The organism is Desulfococcus multivorans (assembly GCF_001854245.1).
Classification (GTDB): Bacteria; Desulfobacterota; Desulfobacteria; order Desulfobacterales; family Desulfococcaceae; genus Desulfococcus; species Desulfococcus multivorans.
Genome location: NZ_CP015381.1, coordinates 3914961 through 3933609, shown reverse-complemented (window position 1 = coordinate 3933609; position 18649 = coordinate 3914961). Strand labels below are relative to the sequence as shown.

The window sequence follows — 18649 nt, the reverse complement described above, 5'->3', positions numbered from 1 at the left end:
AACCGGTTTTGCCGGGGGTGCGTTAAAACGATCTATTATAGGCCCTGGGGATGGTTTGTCAAAAAAATAATGACGGGACAGCCGCCCGGAGGCGGGCGGCGTCGGTTATTTCCGGACGGGAGGCGCGTGGACGGCTCCGCCCAGAAAGAGCTCGGCCGCCTCGGCCTCGGTCTCCGAGAGGGTGGGGTGGGGATGGATGGTAAAGGCGACGTCCTGGACCACGGCGCCCATCTCGACGGCCAGAACACCCTCCGAGATAAGCCCTTCGGTGTTCCGGCCCACGATGCCGACGCCCAGAATCCGCTGAGATTCGGGATCGACGATCATCTTGGTCATCCCCTCGGGGGTCCCCAGGGTGACGGCCCGGCCTGAATACTTCCAGGGGAATCGCCGGACCTCGACGGTCCGTTTTTCCTGCCTGGCCGCCGTTTCGGTGAGGCCGCAATAGGCGATCTGGGGATCGGTGTACACCACCGCCGGGATCGCTGCGGCATCGAAGGCCGAGGGCTGACCGGCCATGACCTCGGCCGCGATCTTGCCTTCGCGGGAGGCCTTGTGGGCCAGCATCATGCCGCCGGTGACGTCGCCTACGGCAAAGATGTTTTCGTCCCCGGTCCGTTGCCGATCATCGACAATGACAAACCCCCGGTCGTCGGTGCGAACCCGGGTGTTTTCAAGGCCGAGGCCCCGGGTGTTGGGTGCCCTCCCGACGGCGACGAGGACCCGGTCGAAGGTGTCGTCGCTCCCGTTTCCGGAAAACGAGACGTCCACACCGTCGTCGCGGGGCTGGAGCTTCGATACGCGGGTGTTGAGGTGAACCGCTTTGAAGGCCTTGTCCAGCCGGCGCTTCAGGGGCGCCGTGAGATCGTCGTCGATGCCCGGCAGCAGGCGGTCCCCCATCTCCACCAGATGGATCTCCGAACCCAGGGCCGCGTAAATCATCCCGATCTCGAGGCCGACATACCCGCCGCCCACCACCAGCATCCGTTTGGGGATGTCGGGGAGGCTCAGGGCCGCCGTGGAGCTCATGATCCGGCCGTCTTTTTCGAAATCCGTGTCCGGGAGGGGGATTGGGCGGGAGCCTGTGGCGATGACGGCATGCTTGAACCGGATGCCGCTGATGTCCGATCCCGGGATCCGGACTTCATTGGCGCTCTTGAACGCTGCCCGGCCTTGCAGCAATTGAATGCCCCGGGCTTTCGTCAACTGCATCAGGCCCTTCGCCAGTTTGTCCACCACCTGTTGTTTCCAGCCGCGGACGCCCGCGATGTCGATATCGGGCCGGCCGAAGGTGATGCCCATCTCCCTGGCCCGGTCGGCGTCGTGGAGCAGTTCGGCGAGGGTGAGATACGTCTTGGAGGGGATGCATCCCCTGAAGAGGCAGACCCCGCCCGGCCCTTCGCCCGTGTCGATGAGGGTTACGTCCATGCCCAGGTCCGCCGCCCGAAAGGCCGCGGCGTATCCTCCCGGCCCGCCGCCGATGACGACGACCTCGCAATCCTGTACCAGTTCTCCCATAACCATAATCATCTCCAATCCGGCCTTCAGCCGGTTAAAAACAATTCCTCGGGATCGGCCAGGGCGGCCGTGACCGTCGCGAGGAAGCGGGAGGCGTCGCCGCCGTCGAGGATCCGGTGATCCATGGTGAGGATGATCGGCATCATGAGGCGGGGCACGATCTCATGCCGGCCCGACGGCAGGGTGTGCACCACCGGCGCCATACCGGCTCGTCCCATGCCCAGGATGGCCGCCTGAGGATGGTTGACGATGGGCACGAAGAGCGTGCCGCCGCTCCCCCCGGTGTTGGTGACGGTGAAGGTCCCGCCCTGGAGCTCCTCCACGGCGATCTTCCGGTTCCGGGTCTTGTCCACCAATCCTTTGAGTTCGACGGCGATCTGGGTGAGGCTCTTGCGGTCCACGTTCCGGAGCACCGGAACGATCAGTCCGTCCTCGGTGTCCACCGCCACGCCGATGTGATAGTAGCGCTTCAGGATGAGCTCCCCCGACGCCGCGTCCAGGCTCGAGTTGAAATAGGGGAATCGTTTCAGGGCCGAAACCAGGGCCTTCAGCACGAAGACCGTGAGGCTCAGATGTCCGTCCTGCTCGGCGATCTTTTGCTTGTGCTTCCGGCGAAAGGCTTCCAGATCGGTGATGTCGACCATGTCCGTGGTGGTGACGTGGGGGATCCGGGACCAGGCCACGGCCATCTGTCTGGCCGTAGCCCGCCGAATGGAGCGGACAGGGACCCGCTCCACCTCGCCCCACCGGGAAAAGTCGGGCAGATCGGGAGCGTCCGCCGAAAGGGGTCGGGGCTGTTCCGGAGCTTCAGACCGATCCGGCGCCGCTTCCGGCTTTTCCGGGGCCTTTTCGGTCTTTTTCCCTTCCCGTGCCGCCGTGCCGCCGGCATCGGCATGACGCCGGACATCGTCCGCCGTGACCACCCCGCCCCGGCCGGTGGGCGTCACCTCATGAAGGTCGATCTCCATCTCCCGGGCCAGACGCCGGGTGGCGGGGGATGCGGGCACCGGTCCCTTCCGGTCCCGGGGGCGCCCCTCGTCTGTCTTGTCCGCGGCCTTGTCTTCCTTCTCTTCCCGGCTCGGCTTGTCCGGCTCTTCCGCGCTCTGCTCGTCCGCTTCGGATTTTTTCGAGGGCTTCGCCCCCGAGGATGCGTCGCGCTCTCCGGATGCTTCCGGTTCTTCCGTTTCGGATGCCGCTGCCGTGTCGAAGGTCATCAGAACGTCGCCCACCTTGACCACGTCTCCCGCCTTGACGCGGATCTCCACGACGGTGCCGGTGACGGGGGAGGGAATCTCCACGGCCGCCTTGTCGGTTTCGATCTCGAGAATGACGTCGCCTTCCTCGACGCGGTCGCCCTCCGACACCGTCACGGCGGTCACCTCCCCTTCGTGAATCCCTTCCCCCAGGTCGGGTAGCTTGAAAGATTGGGTCATGGGTTTTCCTCCGAATCAGGTTTCAAGAATTTTCTTGGCTTCGTGGACGATGCGCTCCACGGTGGGGATGTAGTGCTTCTCCCGGCTGAAGAGGGGAATGACGACGTCATAGCCGGTAACCCGTCCGATGGGCACCTCCAGGTAGTAGAAGGCCTTCTCCACCAGTCGGGCCGTGATCTCGGCCCCGGGGCCGAAGCTCATGGGGGCCTCGTGGACGATCACGGCATGCCCCGTCTTTTTGACGGACGTGACGAAAAGGGTGTCGTCCAGGGGCGAGATGGTCAGCAGGTCGATGACCTCGACGGAGACGCCCTTCTCCTTCTCCAGTCGCTCCGCGGCCTCGAGGGCGGGGCGCAGCATGGCCCCGTAAGCGATGAGGGTCAGGTCGTCCCCTTCCCGGGCAATCCGGGACTCGCCCAGGGGGATCGTCTCCTCCGCCTCGGGCACCTCCTCCCGGAAGGCCCGGTAGAGGGCCTTGGCCTCATAAAATATGACGGGGTCCGGGTCCCGGATGGCGCTCACCAGGAGGGCCCGGGCGTTCCGGGGCCCCGACGGGATCACCATCTTGAGGCCGGGGATGTGGGCCCAGAAGGCCTCGCGGCTCTCGGAGTGGTGTTCCAGGGCGCGGACGCCGCCGCCGTAGGGCGCCCGCAGCACCATGGGGACGTGATAGCGCCCCTGGGAGCGCCACCGGAGGCGCGAGGCGTGATTTTCGATCTGGTGGAAATTCTGGTAGGCGAAGCCGGAAAACTGGATCTCGCACACCGGCTTCAGTCCGTAAACCGCCATGCCGACGGACATGCCGACGATGCCGTTCTCCGAGAGGGGGGTGTCCACCACCCGCGTCTCGCCGAATTTTTCGTAAAGGCCGTCGGTGACGCGGAAGACGCCGCCGTCCTTGCCGACGTCCTCACCCAGTACGATGACGCCGTCGTCTCGTTCCATCTCCTGTCGCAGGGCCAGATTGAGGGCCTGTACCATTGTCATCTTCGCCATGTCAGTCCTCCTCGCGGGTTTTCTCGAGCCAACGGGCAAGGGCTTCTCGCTGGGATTTCAGGTGCGGGGGCGGCGTCTCGTAAACATGCTCGAACATGAGAAGCGGGTCCGGGGCGTCCGCCATCTGCTTTTCGGCATTGTCCACCGCCGTCTGGATCCGGTCCTTTACCGACTGCTCCACGTCGGCGATGCCGTCATCGTCCAGGAGCTTCCGCTCCTTGAGGTAAACCTGGAAACGCTGGATGGGATCCTTCTGCCGCCAGGATTCCACCTCCTCGTCGGTGCGGTATCGCTTGGGGTCGTCGGCGGTGGTGTGCATCATGAGACGATAGGTGACGCATTCGATCAGGGTGGGGCCTTCGCCCGACCGGGCCCTATCCGCCGCTTCCTTTGCGGCGGCATAAACGGCGAGGATGTCGTTGCCGTCCACCTGGATTCCCTCGATACCGTAGGCCAGGGCCTTCTGGGCGATGGTCTTGGACCGCGTCTGACGGGAGCGTGGGATGGAGATGGCCCATTGGTTGTTCTGGCAGACGAAGATGACGGGAACCTGAAAAACGCCGGCGAAATTGAAGGCCTCGTGGACGTCCCCCTGGGAGGTGGCGCCGTCGCCGAAGAAGGTCATGGCCACGTGCTTCTTCCCGCGATATTTCAGGGCCCAGGCAAGGCCCACGGCGTGGAGGGTCTGGGACCCCACGGGTACGGCGTTGGGGAGATCGTTCCGGTCCTCCGCCACGTGAAAGCCCTCGTTGTATCCGTTGAAGGCCATGAGGACGCTTTCCATGGACCGCCCCCGCCACAGCTCCGCCGCGGTCTCCCGAAAGGAGGGCACCATCCAGTCTTCGGGTTCCAGGACGGCTGCGGCCCCGAGATGGGCCGCCTCCTGGCCGGTAATGGGGGGAAAGGTGCCGATGCGTCCCTGGCGCTGCAGGTTCAGCATCCGGCGATCGAACTCCCGCCCCAGGACCATGGCTTCGTAAAGTTTCATCAAGAGGTCGTCCGAAAGGTTGGGGTCGAGCTCGGCGTCGACCTTGCCGTTTTCGTCGAGAATGGAGAGATAGTCGATCTGTCCGGGGATGTCGATGGCTGTTCTGGGCATGTCGGTTCTCCTCCGATGGCTTTGGCGCCGATGATGCCGGCGACGCTGTTCAAAGGGAGTAATGAGCATAAAGATGATACTGCATGACCCGAACGTCAAGGGGAAGCGGCGGATTCGGGGGGCATGGGGCGGCGCGGTCGTGAGCGATGCCCTGTGCCCCCCGGCATCCGACGCCGGCGGCCTACGAGGCCAATTTGGCGAGAAACCCCTTGATCCTGCTCAGCAGAGGCTTTTGAATCCGGACCTTCAGGTAGAGATCCCCCGGGGGGCTGCCGATGATGGAGGGGCGCCCCATGCCGCTGAGCCGGATCCGCTGCCCCTCCCGGACACCCGGCGGAATCCGGACCACGAGCTTCTTGCCCAGCCTTTTGTGTTCGTAGGCATAGGGCCCGCCGTCCCGTGCCGTCTCCGGCGGGAGAACGAGGGTCTCCTCCACGTCCGCCCCTTTCATGAATCCACTGCCTGCGCCCGATTTCTCGAGAAGCCGGCGGACGATGCCGTCGAGAACGCCCGGGGTGTTGCGATGGGACGCGGGGCCGGTTCCAGGACCGCCGAAAAAGAAGAAACCGCCGCCGCGAACGCCCTTGCCCTTGAATTGAAAGGTCTGGTAGCCCTGGCCGTAAAAATCCTTGAAAATGGCGTCAAAACCGCGGAGGCCGAAGGATCGCGCCATCTCCTCGAAGATCTGATTGATGTCCGAGCCCCTGAAAATGTCCTGCTCGGAATAGTTCTGCCGGAACCGGCCGTGAGCGTCCGCGCCGAACCGTCGACGGAGGTCGTCGTAGGCCTGTTTTTTGGACGGGTCCGAGAGAACGGCGTAGGCCTCGTTGATGCGCTTCATGCGCTCTGCCGCTTCCGGGTCGTCGGTGTTTCGATCGGGATGGTATCGGAAGGCCAGTTTCCGATAGCCTTCCTTGATTTCCCTTTTGCCGGCGTCGGGCCCGACGCCCAGGACCTGATAATAATCCTCTTGAGTCATGAACATGTCACCTTTCCATTGAGGCATCCCCGATCGGGGCCGTGGTTTTCCATGGGCGGCCCATGGCTTCTGAACCGGGGAACATAATCATCGCGTTCGTGCAAATCAACGGGAAAGGATCTGCCGGGCCGACGGCGTGGGCAGATCGGGTGAAAAAGCGGATTGACCCGGGAGGATATTTATTCTATTCTTCTCATTAACGTGATTTTCGGCTTTCATAGGCCGTATCTATCCGGTCACCATCATGAAAGTTGAAGTGAGACCTTAAACTGTCCGCGTCATCAGGAGACCGCCGGATATGGTTACCCAGAAGCCCCTTTTCTACTGGATCTTTCACCGTTGTCGCCTGCTCCAGGCCGGTCTGTTGCTGATCATCCTGGCCGGTCTCTTTTTCAGGGTTTTTCCCCTGGAGATGCAGAAGCGGATCGTCAACACCGCCATCCACCTCAAGCAGACCGACCTCCTGATCCGCTACTGTCTACTCTATCTGGGGGCGGTCCTCCTGGCCGGCATCCTCAAGTACGCCGCCAACGTTCTGCAGAAATACCTGGGCCAGAAGATCCTGCTGGAGATCCGGACGGCGCTTTACGCCCATATCCTGCAGCTGCCCCTGGGATTCTTCCGGCGCACCCCCCCGGGAACGGTCATCACGGCCATGACGGGAGAGCTCGGCGCCGTGGGGCACTTCATCGGGGGTGCCCTCGCCGTTCCCGTCACCGCGGTTCTCACCCTTCTCGCCTTTGCGGGCTACATGATCTGGCTCGATCCCATGCTGGGGGTCATGAGCATCGCCCTTTACCCCCTGGAACTCGTCATCGTTCCCATACTTCAGCGACGCTACAACCGCCTCAATACCCAGCGGGTCGACGTGGTCCGGTCCGCCGCCAACACCATCGGCGAGGCGGTTTCAGGCATCCACGAAATCCAGGGAAACGCCGGGTACCGTCTGGAAGGAGAGAAAGCCGGACGCCGTTTCGAGACCCTCTTTTCCCTGGCCAATCGTCTTTTCGTGCTGAAATTCGGTATCAAGTTCACCAACAACCTATTCCAGAACATCGGCCCCTTCATCCTGTTCCTGGTAGGCGGGTATCTGGCCATTCACGGCCGTTTTACCCTGGGAGCCCTGGTGGCGTTCCTCTCGGCGTATGAAAAGATCTACGATCCCTGGAAAGAGCTGATCGAATACTACCAGGAGCTTCAGGATGCCCGGGTGCGGTATCGGCGGGTGATGGCCTGCTTCGATGCGACCCCCGAATTCGAGGTCTCGCCGGTGGGCCGGGAAATCTATCCCCTGGCGGGGCGGATTCAGGTCAACCGACTGGAATACGCCATCGAGGGGGGGATGGCGCTGCTGAAGGACATCAACTTTGAGCTCTCCCCCGGGGAACAGATGGCCCTGGTGGGCTTTTCGGGGAGCGGCAAGAGCACCCTGGCCATGCTCGTCGGTCAGCTCTACCGCCACAGCCGGGGTCGGATTCTCATCGACGGGCGGGATATCTCGACCCTCACCAAGGCGGACGTCAGCCGGAATATCGGCTTCGTGGCCCAGCACCCCTTCATTTTTGACGGAAGCGTCCGGGAGAACCTGCTCTACGCGATTCAAGCGAGGGCCTCGTCGGGTGACGAAGCCGCCGGATCCCATCTTCCGGATCGAAGCGTTCTCCTCGATATGGTCCGGAAGGTGGGGCTCGGGGACGATGTCGTCCGCTGGGGGCTCAACACGGTCATCACCGAGGGCCGAAGGGGTCGCTTCATGGAAAAGGTTTTCGAGATGCGGCGCCTGGTGCACGAGAAGCTCGTGGAATCCCACTCCGACGCGGTGGAGTTTTACGACGTCAACCAATTTCTCCGGCATGTACCCCTCTTTCGCAACCTCCTGTTCGGGGACGGCGGAAGGGATGGCTTCACCCTTGAAGGCATCACCGGGAATCGCCGTTTTATGCGGTTTCTTCGGGAAACGGATCTCGAAGAGCCCCTTGTCCGATTGGGATGGAACCTGGCCCGGGAAACGGTCCATCTCCTCCAGGATCTCAGGGACGACGACTTCTTTTTCGGCAGCAGCCCCATCCCCTCCGATCAATTCGATGTGTACCGGGACCTGGTTTCCCGGCTGGAGGCGTCGGGGCAGGAGACGCCGGCCCGCGACGACCGGATGCGGCTTCTGGATCTGGCCCTCGGCTACATCCCGGCCCGTCATAAAATGGCGGCGATTTCCGAGCGCCTCGCGGAAAAGATTCTGGCGGCACGGCATCGCTTCATCCAGGAGGTTGCCGGCATGGACATCGCCTATTGCCGCGAGGCCACCGAACGGTTTATAAAGGGTGAGGATCCCGGGCCGCCGGGGGCCGGCCGCGGCCTGTATTGCCCGACGGAGTATCTTTTCTCCAGAACGGTGATGGAAAACATCGTCTTTGGGACCCCCCGGTCCGACGACGCCGCCGAAACATCGGTCCTGCGGGATGTGGTGGTGGATCGTCTTTCGGAGTCGGGGCTCCTGGACGACATCATGGAACTGGGGCTCGATTTCCAGGTGGGAAGCAAGGGCGACCGCCTTTCCGGTGGGCAGCGCCAGAAGATCGCCATCGCCAGGGCCTTTCTCAAGGGTGCGCCGATCCTCATCCTGGACGAGGCCACCGCCAGCCTCGACAATACCTCCCAGGGAAAAATCCAGAGATACCTGGAAAGGGATCTGGGCGGGAAAACCACCGTCATCGCCGTGCTCCATCGCCTGGATCTGACCCGGACCTATGACCGCATTGCGGTGCTCAGGAACGGGGCTGTCGTGGAGTCGGGAACCTTTGCGGAACTCATGGCCCAAAAAGGAGCGTTTTATGAGCTTTTTCACGGACAGGGATGACAGGGCGAAAGCCGTCTCGGGGCGATCCGAGCTGGTGGAAAACCTTGAAGCCCTGCGGCGGCTTCCCATGTTCAGGGATATCCCCTTCGAGATCATCAAACTCCATGCCTACACGGCCCGGCGACGTCGCTACCCGCGGGGTGCCGTTGTCTTTCGCCAGGGACAGGCGGCCAACGAGGCGTTTCTCGTGCTGGAAGGCCGGGTCCGGCTTCTTCTGGAGGAGGCGGACGGTAAGATGATCGACCTTCAGATTCTGGAGCCCGGCGGATTTTTCGGCTACATGTCCCTTCTGGCCGAGTACGAGTGGCCCCTGTCGGCTCAGGTCGTCGACCCCGCCGACGTGTTGATTCTCGATCGGCACAGTTTCCGGAAAATCCTGATCCGGTATCCGGAAAAAGGTTTTCTGATCGTGGAACGTCTCGTTCAGATGCGGATGGCCCGGATGAAGGCCCATATGAATCTTCTGATGCGCTATATCGACGACAAATCCCAACTCATCGATCTCTACCGGGTCGATGGATCGCGGGGATGACCCCGGCCTTTGACGCCGCGGCAAGGATGCTTACTCTGTAATCTGGAATAGGTTCAGGGGGGTGACCGACCTGGCGGGCGGGGCCTCCGGGGGCACCATTGATGAAAGGCTGAAGACTGAAGGCTGAAGGCTGAAGGGGTGCGCCGGCCGCGAACGGAGCACTGATCCGCCTTCAATCTTATGCCTCTATCCGCTCACTATGATGAAAGGTTGACGTTGAGATATCACTATGAAGACTATGAAGATGACGGGTATGAAGAGATGGATGGTCGCGGGTGCGGTTCTGCTGTTCTCGATGCTTTCCTCCGGGGGCGCGAGAGCGGCCGATGCGCCGCGTTCCCTGGGCGGATTCGTACTGGGCGAGCCCATCTCGCGATATGGAGATCGACTGGAGATGGACACGGTCATCCGGGTACGGGATGTCGGATGCCTCATGGAAGTGGACGTCATTCCGCCGGCGGGCTTCGAGAACGGAACGATCAACTACGGCGTCTGCGCGGCCAGGGATCGGATCGTCCGTATCAAGCTCAAGTATGCGGACGAATCCCGGGGATTCTACGAGGAGCTTCTGTCCCGCTACAAGGCCCGGTTTGGACCTCCGGACGAATGGAAGGGCGATCCATTCCATGTGGTCATCGCCTGGAAATGGTATTTCAAGGATCGGAACAATGACCGGATCAGCCTGATTTTGCAGCACAACACCCAGGACGAAGACGAGAAGATCGGCAATTCGGTGAAACTGACCCATTCCACCGCCATGGCCGCGGAGATCCGGCATTATCGTGAGCGCCGGACCCGGGAGAAACCCCCGGTCGAAAAGGAGCGGAGCGTCCCGGACTGGGACCGGCTCCTGCCCCGTTAGGCGCCGGGCAGGGGTGGCGGCGATGTTCCCGGGTGACGGGACCGTGGTGGGGCCATGGAAAAGAGTGGGGTGGTGCGGCGTTCGTCTGTCGGTGCCGGAAGGCTGGCACCCGGCGGGCATGGACAGGGGGCACCTGGCGTTCGAAGGGGACACCGGCGCCGTGATGGCCGTCAAATGGGCGCCGACGCGAGGCCGCGGTCCGCTCCGGCGCAAGCTCCCCCGGATTCGCGGAGGCTTCCCCAGGGAAATACGTCACACATTCCGGGAGACGGTTTTGCCCCGGTCCTGGCGGGAGGCCCTTGCCGGAAATTTCGAACCGGCGGATCTGACGGATGCCGCCGCCTTCAGATGGTCGGATCCCGTCGGCGGCGGGGAGGGGCTCGTCATTCGAAGCAGACGTGACCGTCGGGTTTTTCTGCTGCTGTTTCACGGCGAGGGAGCCTCGTGCGGCGTCGATATCCCCGAGATCCTGACCGCCTTCAGGAGCGGCGCCCGCCAGGGTCGCGTGCTGTGGGCCGTGTTCGACATCCGGGCCTGGGTGCCCGAGGCCTTCAGGCTGGTGCGTCATCGGTTCGTGCCCGGGGATTTTGCGCTGACCCTGGCCGCCCGCCGTGAGACGCTTTGCCTCCACCGGTGGGGCCCCGCTTCGGTCCTGCTCCGAAACCGGACCCTGGGGGCCTTTGCGTCGGAGCGCTTCCGGATTTCCCGGCAGGGGATTTCCGACGGCGGGAACGGTCGGGCGATTGAATGGACCGAGGGTCCGGTCGGGGAAGGCCGGATCCGTCGGCTGTCGTCGCTTTTCTCCCCTATCCGTCGGGGCCGGGCATGGCATGCCGACGACTGCGACAAAATCCTGGCCCTTCAGACGGTGGGGCGGCGGTTGCCGGACGAGGATCGCTTTACGGCCCTTTGCGCCGCGTTCCACTGCGTGCCCCCGGAGGGGCCGAAGCCCGGGGGTGTTTTCGAGGGGCGGCTGACGGACAGACCGACGGACCCGAATCATGGCCCGAATCATGGCCCGAATCATGGAAGGACGAATGGTACGACGCTTCAGAAAATCTAACGCTCCCGGGCCCGTCACCCGCAAGGATGCACTGGCCTGTCGACCGGTGAAACACTCGGGCGTCTCAGAGGAGATCCTTGACGGGGGATTGGTTCAGGTTTCATATCCGTTGAAGCCGCGGCCCTGGATCGCGGCAATGGCCCGCAGGCTGGGTTCGGGGGTGGACAGACCCGTCGTCAAAAAGCTTCAGCTGGACGAGATGGGGAGCAGGGCCTGGGGTCTGATCGACGGCCGGCGCACCGTCGGCGGCATCATCCGGGAATTCTCGGATGTCTTTCGGCTGCATCCCAGGGAGGCGGAGGCGTCCGTCACCCTCTTCATCCGTGAACTGGGCAGGCGGGGCATCATCGGCCTTAAACCCGGCATCCCGAGCGACGCCGGTTCCAGGCGCTGAAGGCAGGTTATTCATGCGGATTCGCTGGAAGATCCTCGTACTGCTCCTCGCCGTTTCCATGGTGCCGATGCTGGCTTTGCGGTGGAAAGCCGGCGGGCTCTTCCACGCCCTGGCCCTGGAACTCTCGGAACAGGCCAGAGACACCCTCGCCACGCAGTCGACCCAGGCCCTGAAGCGGCTGGTGGAGGACCATGCGCGGGTGCTCAAGCGGGATGCGGAGTTGATCGACATGATCCTCAGGGTCCGGACGGCCGAATTGGAGCGACGGCTTTGGGGATCACCGGTTCCGGCCGAACGCTCCATCCGTGAAACGGACCGGGCCGGAGAGGCGCCGGCCGGCGATCTGAAGGAGCGGGACCCCTCGGTCTACTGCCGTCTGGTGGAAACGGGCGTGTGTGAGCCCTTGTCCGTCTCCCGCCGCGAACCCCTGTGGCGATTTCCCCCGGGGACGGCAGCGCCCTATCGGGAGTTGACCGCCGGTCGTCTCGAGGGCATGGCCACTCTCTATGATGCCGTGGATCGGGAATTTCCGGGTCTTTTTCTTTGGCAGATGGTGGTGTTGGACAACGGGATCCAGACGCTCTACCCCGGCCCCGCGGGGGTTTCACTGCCCGACGGGCGCGATGCGTCCTGGTATCGGCAGGTCAGGGATCGGGGGAAAACGGTCTGGAGCATGCCCGTTATCGATGCCCTGACCTGTCGAATCGTAATCCCTGTCGCCGCGCCCATCCACGGGCCGGACGGAGCGTTCGCGGGCGCGGCGGCCCTCATGGTGCCGGTAAGCACGCTGCTCCACGAGAACAAGCATATCCGCATGCTCTCCAGGAACGTCATTTCACTGCTGGTGCGGGCGGTGCCGCGTTCCGCCTCCCGGGAGGCCGGGGTCATGATCATCGCCAGCGAGGATCCCGGAGCGGAACGGGGCCGGGAATGGCGCTATCTTCAAACCGTCCGATGGCTGTCGTCGGACGTTCCCGGGGCGATGGATGCCGTGATCTCCGATCTCATGAACCGGCGTTCAGGCATCAGCGAGGTTCCCTACGGCGGGGACGCGACCATCATGGCCTACAGCGTCATCAGCGCCGAAGGCACCTCCCTCCTGCTGATCGTGCCCAAATCGGACCTGATCGCCGATGCCGAGAGCATGGAACGCTATGTCCAGGCGCGATTCATCGAGGAGATGAGGACCACCAGGATTTTGTTTTCGGGCGTTCTCGTCGCCGTGTTTCTGATTTCCCTGGTCCTCTCCCGATATGTGACACACAACATCCACAAGGTGCTGGAGGGCTCCCGACGGCTGGCCACCGGCGACTTTTCCACTCGGATCGACATCCGTTCCCGGGACGAGGTCGGGGAGCTGGGCCGGGCCTTCAACCGGATGGTGCCGGACCTCGAGGAACGGATCCGCCTGAAACAGGGACTCGAGGTGGCCAGCAGCGTCCAGAAGAACCTTCTTCCCGGAAAGCCCCCCCATCTTCCCGGATTTGACATGGCGGCTGTAAGCCGATACTGCGATGAAACCGGGGGGGATTTCCATGACTTCATCCCCTTGAACCGGGGCGGAGTCCCCGGACTCGGCGTCGCGGTCGGGGATGTGTCCGGTCACGGCATCTCCGCGGCCCTCCTCATGGCCACCGCCCGGGCGTTCCTCAAGGGGCGGGTGGGCCAACCCGGCGATCTGGCGACGGTCATCGGCGACGTCAACCGTCTCGTCTGCCGGGACACCGACGCCACCGGTCAGTTTCTGACCCTGTTCTACATGGAGATCGCGCCTGATGCCGCGGCCGTCGACTGGATTCGCGCCGGTCACGATCCCGCCGTCTGGTATGACCCTGAAACAGGGGCTTTCGCCGAGTTGAAGGGGAAGGGGGCGGCGTTGGGCATCGACGAGGGGATGACCTACACTGCCGGCCGCCGGACGGGGCTGTCGCCCGGCCACATCATCGCCGTCGGCACGGACGGCATCTGGGAGGCCCGGAACGCCGCGGGAGAGATGTTCGGAAAGCACCGCTTCAAGGCCCTGATCCGATCCCACGCGGACCGGACCGCCGCCGGGATTCTGGAGGGGATCCTCGCCGGTCTCGAAGCGTTCCGGGGCCCGCGGCCCCAGTCGGACGACGTGACGATTGTCATTGTTAAAAAGACTGAAGGCTGAAGGCTGAAGACTGAAGGGGTGCGTCTGTGACGAGCGGCGCATTTTATCCCTTTCAGCCTTAGTCGTTCAAGAAGGCTGAAGGCTGAAGGCTGAAGACTGAAGGGGTGCGTCTGTGACGAGCGGCGCATTTTATCCCCTTCAGCCTTCAGTCTTCAGTCTTCAGCCTTATACAAGAAAGGAGATCATGAGAAGCGCAACCGATTATATCGTGTTTCCGTTGGACGTGCCGAGCCCGGAGGCGGCAAAGGAATGGGTGACCCTGCTGTCGGAAGAGGTGGGGATGTTCAAGGTGGGCCTCGAACTCTTTATCCAGGCGGGGCCGGATATCGTCCGGTTTATCCGCTCCCGGGGGGCCCGGGTGTTTCTCGACCTGAAGCTCCACGACATCCCCGCCACGGTGGCGCGCGCCATGGCCCGGGTGGCGGATCTCGACGTCGCGCTCGCCACGGTCCACTGCGGGGAAAGCCCTGAAATGCTGGGGGCCGCCGTGGCCGGGAGCGGTGGAAAGGTGGGGGTGCTGGGGGTCACGGTGCTGACCAGCGTCTCCAGCGAGGATATCGCCGCCGCCGGCTTCCGGCCGGAACTGGCCGCCGACATGACCCGGCTGGTCATGAACCGGGCGGAAACGGCCCGGGCCGCGGGTTGCGCCGGGATCGTCTGCTCGGGACTGGAGGCGGCCGCCGTCAAGAAGGCCTTCGGACCCGATTTTCTGGCGGTGACCCCCGGCATCCGTCCCGCATCGGCCCAGGATTCACCCGACGACCAGAAGCGCGTCACGACACCGGGACAGGCCGTCCGGTGGGGGGCCGACTATCTGGTCGTGGGCAGACCCATTCGGGACGCGGCAGACCCCCGGGAAGCAGCCCGCCGGATCGCCCGGGAGGTTCAGACCGCTCTTGCGGCCGCCTGATCATGCCGCGGGACGGCGACTCCGGGGCAGCACCAGGTTCAGGAGAACGCCCAGGATGCCTGAAAGCCCGATGCCCTTGATGCTGAAATCTCCGGCGGAGAAGACCATACCGCCGATTCCGAAGACCAGGACGAGGGAGACGATGCACATGTTTCGGGGTTCCATCAGATCCTCACCCGCCTTGACCAGGCTGTTGAGCCCCACGACCATGATGGCGCCGAAGAGCAGCAGCATGATCCCGCCCATGACCGGCGTGGGGATGGTCTGGAGGAGGGAGACGAGATACCCCGCCGTGATGCCGCAGAGGATGGGAATGAGGCGCAGCATGCCCCTGCCCTTCAAGGAGACCAGGACGGTGACGGCCAGGGACAGCATGGAAATAAAGAGGGCCGTTCTTTCGAGAACGAGGACCGCCGCGCCGTCGCCGGTCTTTCCCATGGCCATGTTGACGGCCACCGGCGCCAGGACCAGCCCGATGACCATGATGACCGGGCCGGTCCGAGGGGTCTGGGGACATGGGATGCTCCTTGCCCGGGTTGGGGGTTCCTGGGCGCACCGGTCTATTTGGTGCCGAAGATCTTGTCGCCGGCATCCCCCAGACCCGGCAGGATATACCCGACGTCGTTCAGCTTTTCATCCACGGACGCCACGTAGACCTCGACGTCCGGGTGGGCCTTTTCGAGCCGCCTGAGGCCTTCCGGCGCCGCTACGAGAAAGAGCCCCTTGATGTGGGTGCATCCGGCCGCCTTCAACAGATCGATGGTGGCGACGAGGGTGCCGCCCGTGGCCAGCATGGGGTCCAGGATGAGGGCGATCCGCTCCTCCATGTTGCTGGTCAGTTTGACGTAATAGCGAACGGGTTCCAGGGTCTCTTCGTTGCGGTAGAGGCCAACCAGGCTGATCTTTGCCGAGGGGATCATGTCGATGACGCCGTTCATCATTCCGATGCCGGCCCGAAGAATGGGGACGACGGTGATCTTTTTCCCCTTGATCGTATCGACTGTCACCGGACCGGCCCACCCCTCGACGGTGATCTGTTCCGTTTCCAGGTCCTTGGTCGCTTCGTAGGTCAGCAGTCTTGCGATCTCCGAGGAGAGGTCTCTGAAGTCCTTGGTCGAGATGTCGGCTTTGCGAATGAGCCCCAGTTTGTGTTTGATCAGGGGGTGGTCGGCAAGGGTGACGGGCACGGCGGCCTCCTTTATGCAGGGTGGAAAACATAAGTTGGGGAAAGGGTCAGAAACAGCCCAACGGCCGGTTGAAGGTGTATTTTCCCGGTTCCTTGACAAGTTTGTCAAGAGAATGTTGCCATCAGGGTGCCTCCTTATGAATGAAACAGGGTTGGGTATCGATGGGGTTGACCCGTCTGTATATAATGTGATTGATACGGAATGACAATCTATTCCTGATTATGACGATCTATTCCAGCCACATCGCCGTCGCCGTCGCCCTTCCCGTCGAAGGATCCTACACCTACGGGGTCCCGGACGCCCTCGCGCCGTTGGCGACCCCCGGAAAGCGGGTCCTGGTGCCCTTCGGACGGCGGCGGGTCACCGGGTACGTACTGGGGGAGACGGTCCCTTCGGGAGGGTATGCCGTCAAGCGGATTCTGGACGTCCTGGATCCGGTCCCCCTCTTTCCTCCGGAGATGATCCCTTTTTTCAAATGGGTCGCCGACTACTACATGCACCCCCTGGGGGAGGTGATTCAGTGCGCCCTGCCCGGCGGACTGAACGTTTACGACCGCTTGACCGTTTCGGCCACTCCCGGGGGGCTGACAGTCTTCGAGGCGGGGGGTCGGGATCTCACACCCCTCGAGCGGGAGGTGATGACCCGCCTGAAATCGGGGCCGTGTCGTCTCAAGGACCTGAGAGAGCGGCGCGTGCCGGCGGCCCTGGTGCAGACCCTCGAGGACCGGGGATGGCTGGTGCGGGAAGCCGTGCTCCAGGGGGGCGTGGCCCGGCCGAGAATGGAACGGTTCGCGGCGCGGGGCGACGGAACGCCGCCGGCGTCCCTTTCCCGGGCCCGGCGGGATATCCTGGCACTCCTGGAGTCCTGCGAGGAGATGTCGATCAGCGATATCAAGGCCCAGGTGCCGACGGCGCCGCGGCTCGTCCGCGCCATGGTCGAGCAGGGACTGGTCCGGGTCTACGAGAAACAGGTCTATCGCGACCCCTTTGGCGAACCGATACCACCGGATACCCCCCGAACCCTCAACCCGGAGCAGGCCGGGGTGGTCGCCGAAGTGGACGCCGTCACAGGCAAGGGGTTTTGTCCCTTTCTCCTGGCGGGGGTCACCGGCAGCGGGAAGACGGAGGTCTATCTCCATCTGGCCCGGAAGGTGATGGAAAAGGGGCTCCCGGTGCTGGTGCTGGTGCCCGAGATCGCCCTGATCTCCCAGATGGAGCGTCGGTTCCGGGCCCGATTCGGGGAGGCCGTCGCCGTGCTCCACAGCGGGCTTTCCGCGGGCGAGCGGTTGGATCAATGGCAGCGGATTCTGAACCGGGAGGCCGCCGTCGTCATCGGGGCACGGTCCGCGGTTTTCGCCCCCCTCGATCATATCGGTCTCGTCATCGTGGACGAGGAACACGACACCTCCTACAAGCAGGGAGCGGATCTGCTTTACAATGCCAGAGACATCGCCGTGGTCCGTGCGAAGCTTTCGGACGCCGTCGTGATCCTGGGATCGGCGACGCCCTCCGTTCACACCTGCTACAATGTCCGCACGGGAAAGTTCAGGGAGCTTCGGATTCGGCGGCGGGTGGCGTCCCGCCCGCTTCCCGAGATCACCGTGGTCGATCTCAAAAAGGTCGCGGACACCCGGGGGGCGAGGCGCTTCATTACGCCGCCCCTCCATGCGGCCATGACCGCGGCCCTGGAACGGAAAGAACAGGTGCTGCTCTTTCTGAACCGCCGGGGTTTTGCCAGCTTCCCGGTTTGTGCCGCCTGTGGAGAGGCCCTCCGGTGCGTCCACTGCGACATCACGCTGACCTACCACCGCCTGGCCGGGGTTTACCGGTGCCACTATTGCGGCTACACCCGAAAGGCGCCCTGCGACTGTCCGGCCTGCGGACCCGCCCCCATCAAACTGCTGGGGATGGGGACCGAGAAGGTGGAGGCCGCGGTCAAGGCCCTGTTCCCCGACGCCCGGGTGGCGCGCATGGACCGGGACACCACCACCCGAAAGGGGTCTGTCGTCAGGATCCTGAAGAGTCTGAGGAAAGGGGCGGTGGACGTTCTGGTGGGGACCCAGATGGTGGCCAAGGGTCACGACTTTCCCAACATCACCGTGGTGGGGGTCATCTGCGCGGACCTTTCCCTCAGTTTTCCGGATTTCAGGGCCGGGGAACGCACCTTCCAGCTCCTGGCCCAAGTGGCCGGCCGCGCCGGCCGGGGGGATGCCCCCGGCCGGATGATTCTGCAGACCTTCACCCCCGATCATTTCAGCATCGTCGCCGCGACCCGACAGGACTACGAGGCGTTTTACAAGGTCGAGATCGGTTTTCGCCGGGCCCTCGGTTATCCGCCGGTATCCCGGATCATTCAGCTCAGGATCTCGGGCGTCGACCCCGAGGCGACCCGGGAGACGGCCGAGGCCCTGGGGTCGGTCTGCCGGGAGCTGTTGCAGCAGGAGGCGGTTTACCGGAAATGGGTGACGCTTCTGGGACCCGTGGAGGCCTCGATCCAGAAGATCGCCGGCCGCTACCGCTGGCAGATGCTGGTCAAGGGCCTGCGGATCGGGCCGCTTCGCCGGTTTGTCCGGGCGGTTTCCTCGGCGGCGCCGAACCTGTTTCGCCACCCCGGGGTGCGGGTGGTGATCGACGTGGATCCGTATTTTCTGAGTTGAAGAAAGG

Annotated in this window: 15 protein-coding genes; 8 read left to right on the top strand and 7 right to left on the bottom strand. The window is 63.6% G+C overall.

The genetic code is table 11. The features are described 5' to 3' along the window. Nucleotides 1–105: 105 nt before the first annotated feature. The 5 genes from lpdA to dmul_RS17115 all read right to left on the bottom strand — a co-directional run bounded on the left by lpdA (nucleotide 106) and on the right by dmul_RS17115 (nucleotide 6031). Nucleotides 106–1518 carry a dihydrolipoyl dehydrogenase gene (gene lpdA / locus dmul_RS17135; RefSeq protein ID WP_040414072.1) on the bottom strand — a complete coding sequence of 471 codons (1413 nt, stop codon included), beginning with the start codon at nucleotides 1516–1518 and terminating at the stop codon, nucleotides 106–108. A 26-nt stretch (nucleotides 1519–1544) separates the two neighbouring features. Continuing rightward, nucleotides 1545–2951, bottom strand: a complete 1407-nt coding sequence (locus dmul_RS17130; protein ID WP_020875340.1) for a dihydrolipoamide acetyltransferase family protein — start codon at nucleotides 2949–2951, stop codon at nucleotides 1545–1547. Nucleotides 2952–2966: 15 nt separating this feature from the next. Beyond that, on the bottom strand, nucleotides 2967–3947 hold the full coding sequence (locus dmul_RS17125) for an alpha-ketoacid dehydrogenase subunit beta (RefSeq protein WP_020875339.1): 981 nt from the start codon (nucleotides 3945–3947) through the stop codon (nucleotides 2967–2969). Between the two features lies 1 nt (nucleotide 3948). After that, nucleotides 3949–5046: a pyruvate dehydrogenase (acetyl-transferring) E1 component subunit alpha gene (gene pdhA / locus dmul_RS17120; protein ID WP_020875338.1), complete on the bottom strand. Its 1098-nt coding sequence runs from the start codon at nucleotides 5044–5046 to the stop codon at nucleotides 3949–3951. 181 nt (nucleotides 5047–5227) lie between these two features. Then, complete coding sequence (locus dmul_RS17115) at nucleotides 5228–6031, bottom strand: DnaJ domain-containing protein (protein ID WP_052018491.1); 804 nt, start codon at nucleotides 6029–6031, stop codon at nucleotides 5228–5230. Nucleotides 6032–6323: 292 nt separating this feature from the next. Here dmul_RS17115 and dmul_RS17110 point away from each other — a divergent pair, with 292 nt between their 5' ends. From dmul_RS17110 to pyrF, 7 genes are all read left to right on the top strand, one after another. Further along, entirely contained in the window at nucleotides 6324–8882 is a 2559-nt protein-coding gene (locus dmul_RS17110) for an ATP-binding cassette domain-containing protein (protein ID WP_020875336.1), read from the top strand. After that, nucleotides 8857–9414 carry a Crp/Fnr family transcriptional regulator gene (locus dmul_RS17105; RefSeq protein WP_020875335.1) on the top strand — a complete coding sequence of 186 codons (558 nt, stop codon included), beginning with the start codon at nucleotides 8857–8859 and terminating at the stop codon, nucleotides 9412–9414. Before dmul_RS17110 ends, dmul_RS17105 begins: the two co-directional genes overlap by 26 nt. Before the next feature lie 253 nt (nucleotides 9415–9667). Continuing rightward, nucleotides 9668–10276 (top strand): hypothetical protein, encoded by a 609-nt coding sequence (locus dmul_RS17100; protein WP_144016549.1) that lies wholly within the window; start codon nucleotides 9668–9670, stop codon nucleotides 10274–10276. Nucleotides 10277–10298: 22 nt separating this feature from the next. Continuing rightward, nucleotides 10299–11339, top strand: a complete 1041-nt coding sequence (locus tag dmul_RS17095; protein WP_020875333.1) for a hypothetical protein — start codon at nucleotides 10299–10301, stop codon at nucleotides 11337–11339. Next, entirely contained in the window at nucleotides 11314–11733 is a 420-nt protein-coding gene (locus dmul_RS17090) for a PqqD family protein (protein ID WP_040414031.1), read from the top strand. The genes dmul_RS17095 and dmul_RS17090 overlap by 26 nt, the downstream gene beginning before the upstream one ends. Nucleotides 11734–11746: 13 nt before the next feature. Continuing rightward, entirely contained in the window at nucleotides 11747–13888 is a 2142-nt protein-coding gene (locus dmul_RS17085; protein ID WP_020875331.1) for a SpoIIE family protein phosphatase, read from the top strand. Between the two features lie 184 nt (nucleotides 13889–14072). Next, nucleotides 14073–14798: an orotidine-5'-phosphate decarboxylase gene (gene pyrF, locus dmul_RS17080; RefSeq protein ID WP_020875330.1), complete on the top strand. Its 726-nt coding sequence runs from the start codon at nucleotides 14073–14075 to the stop codon at nucleotides 14796–14798. Here the strand turns inward: pyrF and dmul_RS17075 are convergent, their stop codons facing one another. Together dmul_RS17075 and upp are read right to left on the bottom strand one after the other, a co-directional pair. Then, nucleotides 14799–15284 carry a solute carrier family 23 protein gene (locus dmul_RS17075; protein ID WP_257785925.1) on the bottom strand — a complete coding sequence of 162 codons (486 nt, stop codon included), beginning with the start codon at nucleotides 15282–15284 and terminating at the stop codon, nucleotides 14799–14801. 74 nt (nucleotides 15285–15358) lie between these two features. Next, nucleotides 15359–15985: a uracil phosphoribosyltransferase gene (gene upp, locus dmul_RS17070; RefSeq protein WP_020875328.1), complete on the bottom strand. Its 627-nt coding sequence runs from the start codon at nucleotides 15983–15985 to the stop codon at nucleotides 15359–15361. A 221-nt stretch (nucleotides 15986–16206) separates the two neighbouring features. Here upp and priA point away from each other — a divergent pair, with 221 nt between their 5' ends. Then, nucleotides 16207–18642: a replication restart helicase PriA gene (priA, locus tag dmul_RS17065; protein WP_020875327.1), complete on the top strand. Its 2436-nt coding sequence runs from the start codon at nucleotides 16207–16209 to the stop codon at nucleotides 18640–18642. Nucleotides 18643–18649: the final 7 nt, after the last annotated feature.